Origin of the sequence: Celeribacter indicus (assembly GCF_000819565.1) — a bacterium.
GTDB classification, from domain to species: domain Bacteria; phylum Pseudomonadota; class Alphaproteobacteria; order Rhodobacterales; family Rhodobacteraceae; genus Celeribacter; species Celeribacter indicus.
The window spans coordinates 4,367,675-4,384,932 of sequence record NZ_CP004393.1 but is presented as its reverse complement, the minus strand read 5'-3'; the positions used below and the strand labels follow the sequence as shown (position 1 = coordinate 4,384,932).

Below are 17,258 nucleotides of genomic sequence, written 5' to 3'. Positions count from 1 at the left end.
CCGCGGAGGAGGTGACGAGCATCCTGGTCCGGCGCCTCGAGGCGCGTGCCCTGTCGCGGCAGGTCTTGCTTTCTCCCCCCGACCTGCGAGTGGGGTCAGTTGCCCGCGATCAGCTCGGCCTGCGCGACGATCACCTCGGCCTGCTTGATCGAGGCGATATCGACGAGGCGCCCCTTGTAGACCGTCGCGCCGCTGCCCGCGGCCTTGGCCTGTTCCATGGCGGCGAGGATCTCGCGCGCCTCCGAGACGGCTTCTTCCGAGGGGGTGAAGACCTCGTTGGCGAGCGCGATCTGTTTCGGATGGATCGCCCATTTGCCGACCATGCCGAGGGTCGCGGAGCGGCGCGCCTGGGCGCGGTAGCCCTCGTCGTCGGAGAAGTCCCCGAACGGCCCGTCCACCGGAAGGATGCCATGGGCGCGGCAGGCGGCGACGATGGCGGCCTGCGCCCAGTGCCACGGATCGGAATAATGCCGGGCGTCGCCGTGGAGCATGTAGTAATTTTCCTGCGTGCCGCCGATCCCTGTGGTCTGCATCCCCATGGAGGCCGCGAAATCCGCCGCGCCGAGGCTCATCGCCTCGAGCCGGGGCGAGCTTTTCGCGATCTCCTCGACATGGGCGATGCCGGCGGCGGATTCGATGATCACCTCGAAGGCGACCTTCTTCGCCCGTCCCTTCGCCCGCTCGACCGCGGTCACCAGCGCGTCCACCGCATAGACATCTTCGGCACATCCCACTTTCGGGATCATGATCTGGTCGAGCCGCTCGCCCGCCTGTTCCAGAAGGTCCACCACATCGCGATACCAATAGGGCGTATCGAGCGAGTTGATCCGCACCGAGAGCGTCTTTTTTCCCCAGTCCACGCCGTCGATCGCCGCGACGACATTGGCGCGGGCCGCATCCTTGTCACCGGGCGCGACGGAATCCTCGAGGTCGAGGTTGATCACATCCGCCTCCGACGCCGCCATCTTCGCGAACAGCTTCGTGTTCGAGCCGGGTCCGAAAAGCTGACAGCGATTCGGGCGGGCGGGGGGCGTCGGTTGCAGGCGGAAGGACATTTCAAATTCCCTGAGTAACGATGTTTCCGATTTGTAGTTTGTATTGGTATTATGTTGCTCTATGTCTCGCAACACCCATTTTGCGACTGCGGCAAATCCCGGCCTCGGGGCGCAGAGAGATTTATTTTCTGCCTGTTTGTTGATCATGTGAAGAATTCCGCCGGATTTAGGAGATTTTCCGGGACAGGCTCCCGAACCGTTCGGCCTCCGGCCCGAAATAGAGAACACCTTGCGGCGATTCCCCCTCATCCTATCTGAAGCACAAATGGAGAGACGCCATGATCCAGACGCCTTATCTGCTGTTCCTCGGAGACGCCCCGGACCCCCTCGCCGCCAAGGTCGCGCAGGGGATCAGGGACTGGCGCCCGGAATTTGCCGTCGGGCAATTCCGCATGGAGGGCTGCAAGGCCGACATGAAGCTGCCCGACATGAGCCTCGCGGAGGCGAAGGCGGCGGGGGCGAAGACGCTGGTGATCGGCGTGGCGAACCGCGGCGGGGTGATCTCGCCGGCGTGGAAAAAGGTGCTGATCGAGGCGCTCGAGGAGGGGTTCGATCTTGCCTCCGGCCTGCACAACCTGCTCCGCGACGAGGAAGACCTCGCGGCGGTGGCGAAGGCTTGCGGACGGACGCTCCATGACGTGCGGGTGCCCTCGGTGAAATATCCCATCGCCAACGGCGAGAAGCGGCGCGGCAAGCGTTGCCTCGCCGTCGGCACGGACTGTTCCGTGGGCAAGATGTATACGGCACTTGCCATGGACCGGGAGATGCGCGACCGAGGCCTCAAGTCCACGTTCCGCGCCACCGGCCAGACCGGCATCCTCATCACCGGCGATGGCGTGCCCCTCGACGCGGTGATCGCGGATTTCATGGCCGGGTCGATCGAATGGCTGACGCCCGACAATGACGAGGACCACTGGGACCTGATAGAGGGGCAAGGGAGCCTGTTCCACGTCTCTTATTCCGGTGTCACCATGGCGCTCGTGCATGGCGGCCAGCCGGACGCGCTGGTCCTCTGCCACGAGCCGACGCGGGCGCATATGCGCGGGCTGCCGGGATATAACCTTCCCTCGCTCCCCGCGCTGCGCGATCTGGCGCTGGAGCTTGCGCGGGTGGCGAATCCCGCCTGCGAGGTGATCGGCATCTCGGTGAACACACAGCATCTGGACGATGAGGAGGCGGTGGCCTACCTCGCCCGCGTCGAGGAGGAGATGGGTCTGCCCGCCGTCGATCCCTTCCGCCAGGGAGCCGGACGGCTCGTGGATGCGCTCGTGGGAAAGCGCTCTGACCTTGCGGCCTAGGTCGCAAGGTCGGTAAAGGGCGCGAAACGAAGGACAGGAGACCCCATGAAGCTCGACGTCACCGCCGAGGCGTTCCGCCTTGCCGAAGTCTTCACCATTTCCCGCGGTTCGCGTACCGAGGCCAGGGTGCTCACCGTCCGCGCGACGCAGGGCGAGGCGGCAGGATGGGGCGAATGCGTGCCCTATGCGCGCTATGGCGAAAGCCTCGAAGGCGTGGCGGCGGAGATCGGGGATCTGCCCGAGGGGATCACACGCGCGAGTTTGCAGGAGGTGCTGGGTCCCGGCGCAGCACGGAATGCCGTCGATTGCGCGCTCTGGGATCTCGAGGCGAAGCGCTCGGGCAAACGGGTCTGGGATCTGCTCGACCTGCCCGCGCCGATCCCGATGATCACCGCCTACACGCTCTCGCTCGCGGCACCCGAGGAGATGGAGCGCGCGGCGGCGAAACACGCGCATCGCCCGCTTTTGAAGATCAAGCTCGGCACGCCCGACGACATGGCCCGGCTCGAGGCCGTGCGGCGCGGCGCACCGAAGCCGGAGATCATCGTGGACGCGAACGAGGGCTGGACGGCCGAGGTCTATGCCGATCTCGCGCCCCATCTCGTGCGTCTTGGCGTGACGCTCGTGGAGCAGCCCCTGCCCGCGGGACAGGACGACATGCTTGCGGAAATCGCGCGTCCCCTGCCGGTCTGTGCCGACGAATCCTGTCACGATCGTGCAAGCCTGCCGGATCTGAAGGGCAAGTACGACGTGATCAACATCAAGCTCGACAAGACCGGCGGACTCACCGAGGCGCTCGCACTGCGCCGGGCGGCGCGGGCGGAAGGCTATGGCATCATGGTCGGCTGCATGGTCGGCACCTCGCTTGCCATGGCGCCCGCCACGATCATCGCCCAGGGCGCGCGCGTGGTGGACCTTGACGGCCCCCTGCTTTTGGCGGAAGACCGTTCCGAACCCCTGCAATACGATGCCCAGGGGGTGCACCCGCCTTCGCGTGCGCTCTGGGGCTGACCCCGCGATCCTATCCCGCGACCTGAGGAGACCACGATGACCCGTACCGTCTATGTCAATGGCGACTACCTGCCGGAAACCGAAGCGAAAGTGTCGATCTTCGACCGCGGCTTCCTGATGGCGGACGCGGTCTATGAGGTGACTTCCGTTCTCGGCGGCAAGCTCATCGACTTTCAGGGCCATGCCGCCCGCCTTCAACGCTCCCTGGGCGAACTGGAGATGATTTCGCCGGTGACGATGGACGAGCTTCTGGAGATCCATCACCAGCTGATCGCGCGGAACGATCTCGACGAGGGCGGGATCTATCTCCAGATCACCCGCGGCGCCGGTCCCGACCGGGATTTCGTCTGGCCCGACCCCGAGGAGGTGAAGGGCGGCATCGTACTCTTCACCTTCGCCAAGAAGCTCACCGCGGGTAAATCGCTCGACGAGGGCATCAAGGTCGTGTCGATGGAGGACATCCGCTGGGGCCGCCGCGACATCAAGACGACGCAACTCCTCTACCCTTCCTTTGCCAAGATGCAGGCGAAGAAGAAGGGCGCGGCCGACGCCTGGCTCGTCGAGGATGGCTTCGTGACCGAGGGTTCCTCCAACAATGCCTATATCGTGAAGGACGGCGTCATCATCACCCGTCAGTTGTCGACCGACATCCTGCACGGCATCACCCGCGCCTCGATCCTGAAATTCGCTGCCGAGGCGCAGATGAAGGTTGAGGAACGCCCCTTCACCATCGAGGAGGCGCAGCAGGCCGACGAGGCCTTCGCGACCTCCGCGACGGGGTTCTCGCAGCCGGTGGTGGAAATCGACGGGGTCCGGATCGGCGACGGCAAGCCGGGTCCGGTGTCCAGGCGCCTGCGCGAGATCTATATGGAAGAGATGCCGAAAACAGCGCTCTGAGCGCGATGTCGGACAGGAAGAAAGCCCGCCGATCCGACGGGCTTTCTCATTCGGTCCCCGACGCGATCACACGGAGATGGTGAACATGGCCGATGTGTCCGCGGGCAGATCGGCGAGCCTCAGCCCTTGCAGAAGGGCGACCTGCTGCTCGAAAAGCTCGAGGATCAGCCCGTCTTCCGTCTCGCGTATGACGATCTCTTCGTCCTCGTTCACGCCGGAGAGATCGTCACCGAGCACGTCGATCACGAGATTGTCCTCTGCGGGGTCGAAATCGGTGACAGTCACGATCTCCTTGACCATGTCGATCGAACTCGCGACATAGATCTCGTCCGCACCAGCGCCGCCGGTAAGCGTGTCGCCGTCATCGCCGGCCAGGCGGTCGTCGCCATATCCGCCATGGACGATATCGGGACTGTGTTCGTCCTCGTGATCATAGGCGAGCAGGACGTCGTCGCCCAGATCCCCGTAGATCGTGTTGCTGCCGCGGATGTCTATGATCAGGTCGTCCCCGTCGCCGCCGCGGATCAGATCGTCGCCGGTCTGCATCTCCAGCGCCATCGTCAACTCCCCGACCGTACTTGCGTAGAGTATCGAGGTGCCGCTCTCGTCGTTGCCGTCGCCCAGAAAGATGGCGTCATTCCCCGGTCCGCCTTCGACCAGGTCGGGATCGGCATTGCCGAAGAGCCTGTCGTCCCCGCCCTCGCCAAGGAGGATGTCGGTGCCCGCGCCGCCGAAGACGGTGTTGTCCCCCGGCCCGGCGCGTACCTTGTCGTCGCCGCCGCGTCCGTCGATCCGGTAGGGTTTGTCTCCGAGGATGCGAAAGTTATTGTCCCCTTCGGTTCCCGTTAGCCGGAGAACGTCCGAAGGCTCTTCCTCCGGTGTGGCCCCGCCCGTGCTATCGTCCTCAGGGGGCGGGTCGGTATCCTCCGACCTCTCGGCGTGGTGATCGTCGTCATCGTCGGAGTCGAGAAGAAAAGCCGCCCCGAGAAGTGCCGGCAATGCCAGGAGTAGCCACATCGGGATCCGCCTCCGCAGGAATGAATTCGAAAAATGATTGGTTTCGATGAGTGTTCCACGGCACTAGACGTGCCGCGGACTGTCCTGTCAACGTTTTGTTAACCTGTTGCTCCGCTCCGCGGACAATACCGTGCAAAGGTGGAGACTGTTTCTTTTTCCCGCCCCTCAGGCGCCGTCCTTGCCGACGTTCTCCGCAAACGCCTTCGTGAATTCGTCCTGCTTCGCCGCGTCCGCGTCGGTCTGGTTCTGCGCCTTCCATGCCTCGTAGGGTATGCCGTAGTAAAGCTCGCGCGCCTCCTCCTTCGACATGTCGATGCCGCGCGCGTTCGCTGCCTCCTGCACCCAGCGCGACAGGCAGTTGCGGCAGAAGCCCGCGAGGTTCATCAGGTCGATGTTCTGCACGTCGGGGCGCTTTTCCATCAGATGCGTGCGCAGCGTGCGGAAGGCTGCGGCCTCCAGCTCGGTCATGGTCTTCTCGTCGATCCGGTCCATCGTCTCATCCTTTCAGGCGTTTGGCATAGGCGGCCCTGTTCATGTCGCGCACGTCCACGGACAGGCTTCCGACCGTGGGCATCACCCCGTCCATCGCCCGCAGGACGATGTCGGACAGCCGCGCCTTCGTATCGTCGTCGCGTCCCTCCAGAAGGTAGAGCGTCGCATGCGCGAAGGTAGCCGGTTCGGTGCCGATGCGGAAAAACGGCTGCGGCCGGGCGCGGACCTTGAGCGCCGGGGCGCTGATCTCCGCATCGAGGATCAGCGCCTCGAACACGTCGGAACAGAGCCGGGTCATGTCGTGAGCGGTCTCGAGGCCGTCGGAAAAGTCGATGACTACATGGGGCATGGTCAGAGTCCTGTCTCTGTGAGGGTTCTTGCGAGGATCGGGGCGAGCAGCGCGGCCCAGCGGGCCTGTCCCGCCTCGGTGGCGATGAGATCGGAGCGCAGCTCGATCAGGAGGTTGAGCCGCCCGTGGCGCAGCGCGTGCACGTCGACGGAATCTCCCGGAAGATGGCCGTCATATGGCTCGTTGTCCCCGATCACCAGCCGCTCGCCCATGGCCTCGACCTCTGCACGCAGCGTTTCCGAAGCTTCCAGCGCGGCGATGAACGGCGCGGTGACGCGCTTGTCCCAGGCGGAGAGGACGCCGACCTGCCAGGGGCGTCGCGGCCTGTTGCGCAACTGCGGGGTGAAGGAATGGACTGCACAGATCACCACATCCCCGCGCCGTGCCGCGAGGCGTTCCAGTGCGGCGTGATAAGGGCGATGGAACAACGTGAGCCGGCGCTCGATCTCGGTCGCATCCGCGTGCCGGTTGCGCGGGATGAGCGTGCCGTCGTAGAGCTTCATCAGAAGGGTCGGATCGTCCTCGCCGCGGTTGGGGTCGATCACGAGGCGGGAGAAATCCGTCTCGATGCAGGGGCTGTCGAGAAGCCTGGCAAGTTCCCGAGCGACGCCCCGCGCGCCGACGTCATAGGCGATGTGGCGAGCCATGTCCGACGGCGCGATGCCGAGATCGCCGCCGACCTCCTCCGGAACACGGTTCGTGGCGTGGTCGCAGGTCACGAGCCAGCGCCCCGGACGGTCCTCGCCCCCGATGTGGAACGCTGCGGGATTGGTCATATTCACGTCACCTTGTTCTGACTTTTTTCCAATACGCGCTTTCTGGAGAAAGGGCCAGTTGTGCCTCGTGCCATATTGCGGCATAGAGGGGGCGGCCCACCGCGAAACGACCCATAACCGAAAGGACAAAGGCAGTTATGAGACGCCTTCGGAATGTGAAGATCGTGGCCACGCTGGGGCCTGCTTCCAATGATTACGACACGATCCGCGCCCTCTCCGAGGCCGGGGCCGACGTCTTCCGGCTCAACATGAGCCACGGCGATCACGAGGAGATCCGCGCCCGTCATGCGATCATCCGCAAGGTGGAGACCGATCTCGGTCGGCCGATCGCCATCCTCGCCGATCTTCAGGGGCCGAAGCTGCGCGTCGGCAAGTTCGGCTCGGGCGCGCATGATCTCGAGGAGGGCGACCGGTTCCGCCTCGATCTCGACGATGCGCCGGGCAATGGCGAGCGTGTGCAGCTCCCGCATCCGGAGATCTTCGCCGCGCTCGAACCGGGCGCGACCCTGCTGGTCAATGACGGGAAGATCCGGCTCAGGGTCGAAGCCTGCGGCAAGGACCATGCCGATTGCGTGGTGCTTGTCGGCGGCACGATCTCCGACCGCAAGGGCGTGAACGTGCCCGACGTGGTGCTGCCGCTCGCCGCCCTGTCGCCGAAGGACCGCAAGGATCTGGAGTTTGTCTGCGACCTCGGCGTGGACTGGCTCGCGCTGTCCTTCGTGCAGCGGCCCGCCGACGTGGAGGAGGCGCGCGAGCTTGCCAAGGGGCGCGCCGCCATCCTCGCCAAGATCGAGAAGCCCGCGGCGGTCCAGGCCTTCGAGGATATTCTCGCGGTGTCCGACGGGATCATGGTCGCCCGCGGCGATCTCGGCGTCGAGCTTCCGGTTCAGGCGGTCCCGCCGATCCAGAAACGCCTGACGCGCAAGTGCCGTGCGGCGGCGAAGCCGGTGATCGTGGCGACCCAGATGCTCGAGAGCATGATCGAAAGCCCGATGCCCACCCGTGCCGAGGTCTCCGACGTGGCGACAGCGATCTACGAGGGCGCCGATGCGATCATGCTCTCGGCGGAATCCGCGGCGGGCAACTACCCGATTGACGCGGTGTCGACGATGAACAACGTCGCCATCGAGGTGGAAAGCGATCCGACCTATCGCGAGGTCATGGATGCCTCGCGCTCGCGGCTGAACAAGGAAACCGTGGCCGACGCCATCGTCTCGGCCGCCCGCGAGATCGCGGAGACCACGGATGTGAAGGCCATCGTCTGCTATTCCGAGAGCGGCACGACCGCGGCCCTCACTGCGCGCGAGCGTCCGCATGTGCCGATCATCGCGATGACCTCTCGGCGCAAGACGGCGCGCAAGCTCTGCCTCTACTGGGGGATGCACTGCATCATGACGGGCGAGGTGGAACGCTTCAAGATGGCCGTGGTGAACGCCGCCCGCGCGGCGCGCACGTCCGGGTTCGCGACGGAGGCGGACAGGATCGTCGTCACCGCCGGCATTCCCTTCAACCAGCCGGGCTCGACCAACATCCTGCGCGTCGCGCCCTGCGAGGAACGCTTGATTTTCAACACCGATCCCGAATAATGGCGCTGCTACTCCGCTGATTTCAGGAGGCGGTGCCATGGATACGGATCTTTTCCTCGTGCTCGGAACGGCGATCTGCGTGCTCGCCCTCCCCACCTTGGCAAGCGCCTATTCCGACGGGCGCCCGCCGCGTGCGGCGGGGGTCATGGTGATGATCGGCGGGATCCTCCTGATCCTTGCCGTGAGCCGCCATCCCGGCGGCTATGCGGTCAGTGACATCCCCGAGGCGCTGACCCGTGTGATCGGGCGTTATTTCTGAGAAATCCCTTGTTTATGGCTTGCCAAACGCCCCGCCGGGCTGTAGTTGCACGCCCTCATGGTGCGCGTCCGGCGATATGGCATGCCGAGTCGCGCGATAAACCATCCGACCTCATGCGAACAAGGAGATGGAAATGCCTAAGATGAAGACGAAGTCGAGCGCCAAGAAGCGCTTCAAGGTGACCGCCACCGGCAAGGTCATCGCGGGTCAGGCCGGCAAGCGCCACGGCATGATCAAACGCACCAAGAAATTCATCCGTGACGCCCGTGGCACCACGACGCTCTCTGCGCCCGACGCGAAGATCGTCAAGGGCTACATGCCCTACGACCGCTGATAGGAGGAACGAAGAATGTCCCGTGTTAAAGGTGGTACCGTCACCCACGCCCGTCACAAGAAGGTCCTGAAGGCTGCCAAGGGGTACTATGGTTCGCGCTCGCGCAACTTCCGCACCGCGACCCAGGCCGTCGACAAGGCCAACCAGTACGCGACCCGCGACCGCAAGGCGCGCAAGCGCAATTTCCGCGCGCTCTGGATCCAGCGCATCAACGCCGCCGTGCGCAGCCATGACGAGGCGCTGACCTATTCGCGCTTCATCAACGGCCTGTCGCTCGCCGGTATCGAGGTGGACCGCAAGGTTCTCGCCGATCTCGCGATCCACGAGCCCGAAGCGTTTGGCGCCATCGTCGACAAGGCGAAGGCCGCGCTCGCGTAAGCTCCCCCAAGGGGATCAAGCATTCTGGAAGCCGCGGACCTGACGGGTCTCGCGGCTTCTTGTCTTTTGGACCTCCCGTGATACGAAGCGGGGGACGGAAAACAGAGGGTTCGGGATGGACGATCTGAAGAACAAGTATCTCACCGCCATTCTCGAGGCGGGGGACGAGACGACGCTCGAGGACATCCGGCTTCAGGCGGTCGGCAAGAAGGGCGAAGTGGCGCTCAAGATGCGCGAACTGGGCAAGATGAGCCCGGAAGAGCGGCAGGAGATGGGACCGAAGCTCAACGCGCTGAAGGACGAGATCAACGCCGCCCTGGCCGCAAAGAAGGTCGCGCTCGAGGATGCCGCTCTCGATGCCCGCCTGGCCTCCGAATGGCTCGACGTGACCCTGCCCGCCCGGCAGCGCCCGCAGGGGACCATCCACCCCATCTCCCGCGTGTCCGAGGAGATCTACGCGATTTTCGCCGATCTCGGTTTCGCCGTCGCCGAAGGTCCGCAGATCGAGGACGACTGGCACAATTTCGACGCGCTGAACATTCCCGCCCATCACCCCGCGCGGCAGGAGCATGACACGTTCTACATGCACCGCGCCGAGGGGGACGAGCGCTCCCCCGACGTGCTGCGCACCCATACCTCGCCGGTGCAGATCCGCGCCATGCTCAAACAAGGCGCGCCGATCCGCATCATCGCGCCGGGCCGGGTGTATCGGTCGGACTACGACCAGACTCACACGCCGATGTTCCACCAGGTCGAGGGCATGGCCATCGATCGCGACATCTCCATGGCGAACCTGAAATGGGTGCTCGAAGAGTTCTACACCGCCTTCTTCGGCACCAAGGTCAAAACCCGCTTCCGCGCCTCGCACTTCCCCTTCACCGAACCCTCCGCCGAGGTGGATGTTCAGTGCAAATGGGAAAACGGCACCGTCACCGTGGGCGAGGGCGACGACTGGCTCGAGGTCCTCGGATCCGGCATGATGCACCCCAAAGTCCTGACCGCCGGCGGCATCGACCCGAAAGAATGGCAAGGCTTTGCTTTCGGCATGGGGATCGACCGTCTGGCGATGCTGAAATACGGCATCCCGGATTTGCGCGCGTTCTTTGATTCTGACCTGCGCTGGCTGCGTCACTATGGGTTTAGCGCGCTGGGGACGCCGACGCTGGCGGGGGGTATTCACGGGTGAAACTTTTCAAAAGATATTTACAGTCCACCTTGTTGCTTGGTCGTTTTCGTCGGGGCGCTAAGGATGGCGAATGGGTCGCGGGCACTGCTACTGGAGTGGGTGTTGCCGGATTAGGTGCAGCGCAGATGTTGTCAATGCTAGGTCTGTCGGCTGTTACGCATAGTTCGGGAGCTGCAATTCTCACGGGTGCCGGAGGGTATATCGCGGGCACTTATGGGGTTGCTGCGATTGTGGCAGTATTACTGGCCCCGATAACTATCTTTATCTTGGTTGTTTGCGTGATCGTAGGGATAGCCGCTTTAGTCCTAAGTAAGCGTCGGAGTGCACAAAAATGAAATTCACACTCTCCTGGCTCAAGGAGCATCTGGAAACCGAGGCTTCCCTCGATGACATCCTCTACGCGCTGACCGATCTCGGGCTCGAGGTCGAGGGTGTCGAGAACCCGCGCGACCGGCTCCGCGGCTTCAAGCTGGTCAAGGTCAAAGAGGCCGTGCAGCACCCCGACGCCGACAAGCTTCGGGTCTGTCAGGTCGAGACGGACGAGGGCATGACCCAGATCGTCTGCGGCGCACCGAATGCCCGCGCGGGGATCACCGCCGTGCTCGCCAAGCCCGGCATGTATATCCCCGGCCTCGACATCACCATTTCCGTGGGCAAGATCCGCGGCGTCGAATCCCATGGCATGATGGCGTCCGAGCGCGAGCTGGAGTTGTCGGACGAACACAGCGGCATCATCGAGCTCGAGGGCGGCGAGATCGGCATGGAATTTGCCGACTGGCTGGCCGAACACGACCCGGCGAAGGTCGACCCGGTGATCGAGATCGCGATCACGCCGAACCGCCCCGACGCGCTGGGCGTCCATGGCATCGCCCGCGATCTCGCGGCGCGGGGGCTTGGGACGCTGAAACCGCTCACGACGGAGAAGGTCGCGGGCACTTTTCCGAACCCGATTTCGGTGGAGATCACCGAGGCCGCGAAAGACGGCTGTCATGTGTTTGCCGGACGCCTGATCCGTGGGGTGAAGAACGGGCCCAGCCCGGCATGGCTTCAGGACCGGCTGACGGCTATCGGTCTGCGCCCGATCTCCGCGCTGGTCGATATCACCAATTTCTTCACCTATGACCGCAACCGCCCGCTGCACGTCTTCGATGCGGACAAGGTCGAGGGCGGTCTGGTGATCGACCGCGCCAAAGGCGGCGAGGCGCTTCTGGCGCTCGATGAGAAGACCTATGCCATGCCCGAGGGCGCGCTGTGCATCTTTGCCGGCGGCAAGGTCGAAAGCATCGGCGGCATCATGGGCGGTGAGGAGACCGGGGTGAGCGGGGAGACGGTGGATGTCTTCCTCGAGGCGGCGGTGTGGAACACGCTCGACATCGCGAAGGCGGGCCGCGCCCTGCGGATCAATTCGGACGCGCGCTACCGCAACGAACGCGGCATCGACCCCGCCTATAACCGTCAGGCGATGGAGGACGCGACGGCGATGATCCTCGCTCTCTGCGGCGGGGAGGCCTCCGAGGTCAGGGTCGCGGGTGCCGAGCCGGACGTGGTGCGTGCCTATCGGCTCGACACCGACCGCGTGCAGTCGCTTGTCGGAATGGAGATCGCGCCGGAACGTCAGGTCGCGATCCTCGAAAGCCTCGGTTTCGAGATGGAGGGCGAGATGGCGAAGGTGCCGTCCTGGCGTCCCGACATCCTTGGCGAGGCCGATCTCGTGGAGGAGGTCGCGCGCGTCGAGAGCCTGACGAAGCTCGAGCCGAAGCCGATGAGCCGTCCGAGCGGCGTGGCGAAACAGATCCTGACGCCGATGCAGGTGCGCGAGAGCGCGGCGCGGCATCAGGCGGCCGCGCTCGGCTTCAACGAATGCGTGACCTACAGCTTCATCGACGGGACATCGGCGGCGCTGTTCGGCGGCGGCACGGATGCGGTGCGGCTCGAGAACCCGATCAGTTCGGAAATGAGCCACATGCGCCCCGACCTCCTGCCCGGCCTGCTCGCCGCGGCGGCGCGCAACCAGGCGCGCGGCTTCGCGGATCTGGCGCTCTTCGAATGCGGCCCGGCCTTCTTCGGCGGGGAGCCGGGGGAGCAGCGGGTGCAGGTTTCCGGCCTGCGCGTGGGCGCGACTGGGCCGAAGGACGTGCATGGCGAACGCCGCGCGGTCGACACTTTCGACGCAAAGGCGGATGCGGAGGCCGTGCTCGCCGCCATCGGTGCACCCGCGAAGGCGCAGGTGCTGCATGGCGCGTCCGGCTGGTTCCATCCGGGCCGCTCGGGACGGATCTGCCTCGGCCCGAAAAAGGTGCTGGCGGAATTCGGGGAGCTGCATCCGAAGGTGCTCAAGGAGATGGGAGTGAAAGGGACCGCTGTCGCCTTCACCGTCTATCTCGAGGAGGTGCCGATGCCGAAGGGCGGAAAGATCGCGCGCCAGGCCTTCTTCACCAACGACTTGCAGGCGGTGGAGCGCGATTTCGCCTTCGTCGTGGATCGCGACGTGCGTGCACTCGACGTGATGAATGCGGCGGGCGGCGCGGACAAGGCGCTGATCGAGGAGGTGCGCCTCTTCGACGAGTTCGTCGGCGGCAGTCTTGGCGAGGGCAAGAAATCCCTTGCGATTACCGTGCGAATTCAGCCCACCGAGGGCACACTCAAGGAAAAGGATCTCGAGGAGCTGACCGCGCAGATCGTCGCGAAGGTCGGGAAGGCCACGGGCGGCACGCTGCGCGGCTGAGACCAGAGCATTTCGACAGGGGAAGCGGCGCCTATTCGGCGCCGTTTTTCAGATCCACGATCACATAGGGCACGTCGCGCGTCACATCCGCCGCCTCGAAGCGATAGGGCAGGGTGGCTGTCCTGACGGGCGGAAGCGTTTCCTCCGCCGGCACCAGTTCATGCGCGGCGAGCGCGGCGCGGATCCGTTCCGGCTCGGCAATGCCGACGACGACGAGGCGCGACAGGCCCGCCGGGACATGTCCCGAGGGATGGTTGGCCAGCGCGATCCAGTCGGGGCGCAGGTATTTCAGGTTGCCGGTGAAGTAGAAGTTGAAGCTGACGACGGCGGGCGGCTCGGCCCCTTCGGGCAGGTCGGCCTCTATGGCCTGCGCCAGCACTTCGATGTCAAGCGAGTCGCTGCCCGCCCCGCGCAGCCGCGTGTCGGCCATCGCCACCACGATCAGGAGCGCGAGGAAGGCGCAGAAGCGCAACAGGTTGCGCGTGATGCGCGGTGTGAACGTGGGCGCCACCCGGAGCATCAGGCCGAGCGCCATCGGCACGAGCAGGGGCAGGAGCCAGCGCGCCTGGACATCCGTCACGCCGAAGGCGATCACGGGCAGGGCGATGACCGCAAAGCCGAGCGCCGGGCCGCTCATCAACCATTTGGCAAGCGATGAGGCCGGCTCGAGCGAAAGGGCGCGGCGCCCGAACGGAAGGCGTGCGACGACGAGCGTCAGAAGCAGCAGCGCCAGCGCGGTGAGGGCCTCAATCAGCATCGTCACCACGCCGAGCAGCGGACGCGGCAACCCCTCGATCGCCGGGCCGTGATAGAGTGTCTGGCTCTGCGCCATGGCCGCCGCGCGATTCGACAAGATCCAGGCATAGGGCCCGGCGAGGATGGCCAGGGCGATCAACGCCGTGAGCAGCAGGTCGCGCCGCCAGAGCGCGCGCCTTATGTCCGGAAACACCCCGGCCATGAGGAGAAGCGGCAGCGGGAAGAGCCAGTAGTTGTATTTCGTGAGCCCGCCGAGACCGATCGCCACGCCGAGGGCGACGGCATGAGACAGATGGCTCTCGCCGCTCTGCGCCTCCGCGATCCGGCGGGCCATGACGTTGAGCGTCGCGCCGATCAGCGCGAGCATGGCGATGCTGTGCGACCCGGCGCGCTGTCCTTCCCACGAAACGTTCGGCAGGAGCAGGAGCGCGAGCGTGCCGAGAATGGCCACGCGGGTCGGCACGAGCCGGCGCAGCGCATCGAAGGTAAGCGCGTAGGCGGCGAAGAGAAGGGCGTTCTTTGCGAGGGCGATGGAGAATGTCGTCGGTCCGAAGACATGGAAAACCGTCGCCTGCCACCAGTTGTAGAGCGGCGTCTGGGGGCCGTAGCCGAACCGGTAGTCCTGTGCGAGGACGAACATTTCCGCTTCGTCGTACTCGAACGTCCCGCCGAGCAGCGTCCGCAGGACGGTCTGGATCGCGAAATAGGCGAACAGGATCCGGAGAAAGAGCGCTTCCTGCGCCATGTCGCGTTGCATCTCGGGCTACTCCGCGCGGGCGTGTTGAAGAAGGATGTTCAGCGGGCGCGCGCCATGGCGGGAGGGAAGGGAGAAGTCAGTGGGCTCTCCGAACGCCGCGCCCTGGGCATGGCGCCAGTCCACGCGCGCGGTGACCCGGCGCAGTACCTCCGCGTTCTTTTCGCGTGTCAGAAGGAGGAGGTTGCGCGTCTCCACCTCTCGGGCCGAGGCCGGAAGGTCGGAGCGCACCGGCCAGTCGGGGCGCAGGCGGGCGAGGTTTCCGCCGACGTAGAAGTCGGCCACGATTACCGTGTCTTCGGGAAGGTGCATGTCTTCAATGACGCTCACGAGCGGAGCGAATTCCACATCACGGCGCGCGCCATCCTTGTACCGGTCATAGGTGAGCCCGGCAAAGACGAGCGCCGCCACGACGCCGAGAATGGCGAGATAACCGCGCAAGGCACCGCGCCCGAGCCGGGGCGCAAGGCGCAGGAAGATCCCGATCACGAGCGGGATCACGATCGGCAGGAGCCAGCGCGACGCGATATGCCCGGCCTCCGAAAGCCACACCGCCGCGAGACCGCCGAGGGCAAGGAGCCCGCCCATGCGCAGAAAGAGCGTGGAGAGCGGGGAAACCCGTGCCGGAGCGGTGCCACGGCGTGTGGCCAGCCAGAGCGCGCCCGTGACCAGCGCCGGAAGGACGATCAGTGTCGCGAGCCCCTTGAGGTAGAGCGGAACGCCCTCCGGCAGCCATGCGCGGGCGCTGTTCTCGAGCGCGATCTTGCCGACGGAGGAGAGGGCGAGATCCCGGTTCGCCGCCATCCACGCGTAGGGTCCGGCGACGATCGCCGCCGCGATGACCAGCGCGGGAAGCGCGCGCGCGGTCAGAAGCCGGCGGCGCAGGTCCGGCATCGTCAGGAGGGCGAGCAGAAGGCCGGCCGGCACCGCCCAGTAATTATATTTCGCGATCCCTCCGATCCCGAGGGCGACGCCCAGGAGCGCCCAGTGCCGGAGTGCGCCGGTCCGCAGCGCCCAGAGGAAGGCGCAGATCGTTGCGGAGATCGCGAAGAGGAGCATGTTCGAATGGGTCGTGGCGCGTTCCGCCTCCCATGCGATGTCCGGGATGAGAAAGAGCGACAGCGTCGCGAGCGTGGCCGTGCGCGCGGGGACGGCTGCGCGCAGCCCGGTGAAAAGCAGCGCATAGGTGCCCCAGAGCAGGGCGTTCTTGAGCAGCGAGAGCGCGAAAAGGGTTTTCCCGAAGAGCGCGAACAACCCGATCTGAAGCCAGTTGTAGAGCGGGAGCTGCGGCCCGTAGCCCCAGCGCAGCCCCGGCGTCATCAGCATCATCTCCGCCTCGTCGGTCTCGAGCGCTCCGCCGAGCGTGACGCGCAGCACGATCTGTGCCGCGAAATAGAGCGTGATCGCGATGAGAAACAGGCGCGCCGCGCGCCTGTCCTCAGGGCTCTCTGCCGTCTGAAACATGTCGGGGATCATCGGATGCGCCATTCGCCTTTCGGTGGTTTCGCGCACCCTATCCCTTGGCTGCGAAGGGGTCTATCGCTTCATTCCGGGCGCGGCGGAATGTTCTTCGCGCGCTGGACCGCCGGTCGGGCGTAGAAGCGTTCCACATATGCCGGCACGTTCTTCAGGTCGTTGTAGCCTGTCACCTCCTTCGCGCCGTAGAAGTCGAGCGCGTTGAGCCAGGGAGCGAGCGCGATATCGGCGATGGAATAGTCGTCCATGATCCACTCGCGGCCCTCGAGCCGATTCTCGACCACGGCGAGAAGGCGCTTCGCCTCGGCGATGTAGCGGTCGCGCGCGGTCGGATCTTCCATCTTCGCGCCCGCGTACCTGTAGAAGAAGCCGAGCTGGCCGAACATCGGGCCGACGCCGCCCATCTGGAACATCAGCCACTGGATCGTCTGGTAGCGGGTCTTCGGATCCTGCGACAGGAACTTGCCGGTCTTCTCGGCGAGATAGATCAGGATCGCGCCGCTCTCGAACAGCTCGATCTGCTGCCCGCCCGGCCCGTTCGGGTCGATGATGGCGGGGATCTTGTTGTTGGGGTTCAGCGACAGGAATTCCGGGCTTTTCACATCGCTGTCGGACAGGGTGACGAGGTGCGGCTCGTAGTCGAGCCCCATCTCCTCGAGCGCGATCGACGCCTTGACGCCGTTGGGCGTCGGAAAGGAATAGAGCTGGAGCTTCTCGGGATATGCGGCGGGCCAGCGGGCGGTGATCGGGTGGGACACGGCGTTGGGCATTCGGTGAGACCTTTCTCTTCGGATGGTGCGTTTCTAGTTAATGCTCTGAATTTCAAAATAAATACTGTCCGCTGTGCGGCAATATGTTATGCAATGTGCGTCTTCGACGGAGAATTCCGCAAGACGCTTGTGGGACAAA

General features: G+C 65.1%; 17 protein-coding genes. 9 read left to right on the top strand and 8 right to left on the bottom strand.

Annotation, left to right across the window (positions count from 1 at the left end):
- Nucleotides 1–95: 95 nt before the first annotated feature.
- A complete protein-coding gene (locus tag P73_RS21385; RefSeq protein WP_043871142.1) occupies nucleotides 96–1,055 on the bottom strand; it encodes an L-malyl-CoA/beta-methylmalyl-CoA lyase in 960 nt (319 codons plus the stop codon).
- 278 nt (nucleotides 1,056–1,333) lie between these two features.
- Here P73_RS21385 and dgcN point away from each other — a divergent pair, with 278 nt between their 5' ends.
- The 3 genes from dgcN to P73_RS21370 are packed head-to-tail and all read left to right on the top strand — an operon-like array spanning nucleotide 1,334 to nucleotide 4,261.
- Nucleotides 1,334–2,353, top strand: a complete 1,020-nt coding sequence (gene dgcN, locus P73_RS21380; RefSeq protein WP_043871141.1) for an N-acetyltransferase DgcN — start codon at nucleotides 1,334–1,336, stop codon at nucleotides 2,351–2,353.
- Between the two features lie 45 nt (nucleotides 2,354–2,398).
- Nucleotides 2,399–3,364 (top strand): N-acetyl-D-Glu racemase DgcA, encoded by a 966-nt coding sequence (dgcA, locus tag P73_RS21375; RefSeq protein ID WP_043871140.1) that lies wholly within the window; start codon nucleotides 2,399–2,401, stop codon nucleotides 3,362–3,364.
- 36 nt (nucleotides 3,365–3,400) lie between these two features.
- Nucleotides 3,401–4,261 (top strand): D-amino-acid transaminase, encoded by an 861-nt coding sequence (locus tag P73_RS21370; RefSeq protein ID WP_043871139.1) that lies wholly within the window; start codon nucleotides 3,401–3,403, stop codon nucleotides 4,259–4,261.
- Between the two features lie 66 nt (nucleotides 4,262–4,327).
- Here P73_RS21370 and P73_RS21365 read toward each other — a convergent pair whose 3' ends face one another.
- From P73_RS21365 to P73_RS21350, 4 genes are all read right to left on the bottom strand, one after another.
- Nucleotides 4,328–5,278 (bottom strand): calcium-binding protein, encoded by a 951-nt coding sequence (locus P73_RS21365; protein ID WP_043871138.1) that lies wholly within the window; start codon nucleotides 5,276–5,278, stop codon nucleotides 4,328–4,330.
- Nucleotides 5,279–5,443: 165 nt separating this feature from the next.
- A complete protein-coding gene (locus tag P73_RS21360; protein WP_420836124.1) occupies nucleotides 5,444–5,770 on the bottom strand; it encodes a DUF1244 domain-containing protein in 327 nt (108 codons plus the stop codon).
- A gap of 4 nt (nucleotides 5,771–5,774) precedes the next feature.
- Complete coding sequence (locus tag P73_RS21355) at nucleotides 5,775–6,119, bottom strand: 5-carboxymethyl-2-hydroxymuconate Delta-isomerase (RefSeq protein WP_043871137.1); 345 nt, start codon at nucleotides 6,117–6,119, stop codon at nucleotides 5,775–5,777.
- 2 nt (nucleotides 6,120–6,121) lie between these two features.
- Nucleotides 6,122–6,895, bottom strand: a complete 774-nt coding sequence (locus P73_RS21350; protein WP_043871136.1) for an N-formylglutamate amidohydrolase — start codon at nucleotides 6,893–6,895, stop codon at nucleotides 6,122–6,124.
- A 137-nt stretch (nucleotides 6,896–7,032) separates the two neighbouring features.
- On the opposite strand from P73_RS21350, the gene pyk reads away from it, so the two are divergent.
- The 6 genes from pyk (at nucleotide 7,033) to pheT (ending at nucleotide 13,363) form a co-directional block, all read left to right on the top strand.
- A complete protein-coding gene (gene pyk / locus P73_RS21345) occupies nucleotides 7,033–8,481 on the top strand; it encodes a pyruvate kinase (protein WP_043871135.1) in 1,449 nt (482 codons plus the stop codon).
- 37 nt (nucleotides 8,482–8,518) lie between these two features.
- On the top strand, nucleotides 8,519–8,740 hold the full coding sequence (locus P73_RS21340) for a hypothetical protein (RefSeq protein WP_043871134.1): 222 nt from the start codon (nucleotides 8,519–8,521) through the stop codon (nucleotides 8,738–8,740).
- Nucleotides 8,741–8,873: 133 nt separating this feature from the next.
- Entirely contained in the window at nucleotides 8,874–9,074 is a 201-nt protein-coding gene (gene rpmI / locus P73_RS21335; RefSeq protein ID WP_043871133.1) for a 50S ribosomal protein L35, read from the top strand.
- A gap of 15 nt (nucleotides 9,075–9,089) precedes the next feature.
- A complete protein-coding gene (gene rplT / locus P73_RS21330; protein WP_043871132.1) occupies nucleotides 9,090–9,452 on the top strand; it encodes a 50S ribosomal protein L20 in 363 nt (120 codons plus the stop codon).
- A 115-nt stretch (nucleotides 9,453–9,567) separates the two neighbouring features.
- Nucleotides 9,568–10,638 (top strand): phenylalanine--tRNA ligase subunit alpha, encoded by a 1,071-nt coding sequence (pheS, locus tag P73_RS21325; RefSeq protein ID WP_043871131.1) that lies wholly within the window; start codon nucleotides 9,568–9,570, stop codon nucleotides 10,636–10,638.
- A 331-nt stretch (nucleotides 10,639–10,969) separates the two neighbouring features.
- Nucleotides 10,970–13,363 (top strand): phenylalanine--tRNA ligase subunit beta, encoded by a 2,394-nt coding sequence (gene pheT, locus P73_RS21320; RefSeq protein ID WP_043871130.1) that lies wholly within the window; start codon nucleotides 10,970–10,972, stop codon nucleotides 13,361–13,363.
- A gap of 31 nt (nucleotides 13,364–13,394) precedes the next feature.
- Here the strand turns inward: pheT and P73_RS21315 are convergent, their stop codons facing one another.
- Genes P73_RS21315 through P73_RS21305 form a run of 3 tightly spaced genes read right to left on the bottom strand, consistent with a single transcriptional unit; the run spans nucleotide 13,395 to nucleotide 17,119 of the window.
- Complete coding sequence (locus P73_RS21315) at nucleotides 13,395–14,876, bottom strand: ArnT family glycosyltransferase (RefSeq protein WP_043871129.1); 1,482 nt, start codon at nucleotides 14,874–14,876, stop codon at nucleotides 13,395–13,397.
- Between the two features lie 6 nt (nucleotides 14,877–14,882).
- The gene (locus P73_RS21310) at nucleotides 14,883–16,361 is read right to left on the bottom strand and encodes a glycosyltransferase family 39 protein (protein WP_043871128.1); all 1,479 of its coding nucleotides are present in this window, start codon (nucleotides 16,359–16,361) and stop codon (nucleotides 14,883–14,885) included.
- 56 nt (nucleotides 16,362–16,417) lie between these two features.
- Nucleotides 16,418–17,119 (bottom strand): glutathione S-transferase N-terminal domain-containing protein, encoded by a 702-nt coding sequence (locus P73_RS21305; protein WP_043871127.1) that lies wholly within the window; start codon nucleotides 17,117–17,119, stop codon nucleotides 16,418–16,420.
- Nucleotides 17,120–17,258: the final 139 nt, after the last annotated feature.

What these genes read in the sequence shown, in the direction of transcription:
- P73_RS21350 (WP_043871136.1), bottom strand. Translation starts at nt 6,895, where the DNA reads ATGACCAATCCCGCAGCGTTCCACATCGGGGGCGAGGACCGTCCGGGG.
- pheS (WP_043871131.1), top strand. Translation starts at nt 9,568, where the DNA reads ATGGACGATCTGAAGAACAAGTATCTCACCGCCATTCTCGAGGCGGGG.
- pyk (WP_043871135.1), top strand. Translation starts at nt 7,033, where the DNA reads ATGAGACGCCTTCGGAATGTGAAGATCGTGGCCACGCTGGGGCCTGCT.
- P73_RS21365 (WP_043871138.1), bottom strand. Translation starts at nt 5,278, where the DNA reads ATGTGGCTACTCCTGGCATTGCCGGCACTTCTCGGGGCGGCTTTTCTT.
- P73_RS21355 (WP_043871137.1), bottom strand. Translation starts at nt 6,119, where the DNA reads ATGCCCCATGTAGTCATCGACTTTTCCGACGGCCTCGAGACCGCTCAC.
- P73_RS21360 (WP_420836124.1), bottom strand. Translation starts at nt 5,770, where the DNA reads ATGGACCGGATCGACGAGAAGACCATGACCGAGCTGGAGGCCGCAGCC.
- rplT (WP_043871132.1), top strand. Translation starts at nt 9,090, where the DNA reads ATGTCCCGTGTTAAAGGTGGTACCGTCACCCACGCCCGTCACAAGAAG.
- P73_RS21370 (WP_043871139.1), top strand. Translation starts at nt 3,401, where the DNA reads ATGACCCGTACCGTCTATGTCAATGGCGACTACCTGCCGGAAACCGAA.
- dgcA (WP_043871140.1), top strand. Translation starts at nt 2,399, where the DNA reads ATGAAGCTCGACGTCACCGCCGAGGCGTTCCGCCTTGCCGAAGTCTTC.
- P73_RS21385 (WP_043871142.1), bottom strand. Translation starts at nt 1,055, where the DNA reads ATGTCCTTCCGCCTGCAACCGACGCCCCCCGCCCGCCCGAATCGCTGT.
- pheT (WP_043871130.1), top strand. Translation starts at nt 10,970, where the DNA reads ATGAAATTCACACTCTCCTGGCTCAAGGAGCATCTGGAAACCGAGGCT.
- P73_RS21310 (WP_043871128.1), bottom strand. Translation starts at nt 16,361, where the DNA reads ATGGCGCATCCGATGATCCCCGACATGTTTCAGACGGCAGAGAGCCCT.
- P73_RS21315 (WP_043871129.1), bottom strand. Translation starts at nt 14,876, where the DNA reads ATGCAACGCGACATGGCGCAGGAAGCGCTCTTTCTCCGGATCCTGTTC.
- rpmI (WP_043871133.1), top strand. Translation starts at nt 8,874, where the DNA reads ATGCCTAAGATGAAGACGAAGTCGAGCGCCAAGAAGCGCTTCAAGGTG.
- P73_RS21305 (WP_043871127.1), bottom strand. Translation starts at nt 17,119, where the DNA reads ATGCCCAACGCCGTGTCCCACCCGATCACCGCCCGCTGGCCCGCCGCA.
- dgcN (WP_043871141.1), top strand. Translation starts at nt 1,334, where the DNA reads ATGATCCAGACGCCTTATCTGCTGTTCCTCGGAGACGCCCCGGACCCC.
- P73_RS21340 (WP_043871134.1), top strand. Translation starts at nt 8,519, where the DNA reads ATGGATACGGATCTTTTCCTCGTGCTCGGAACGGCGATCTGCGTGCTC.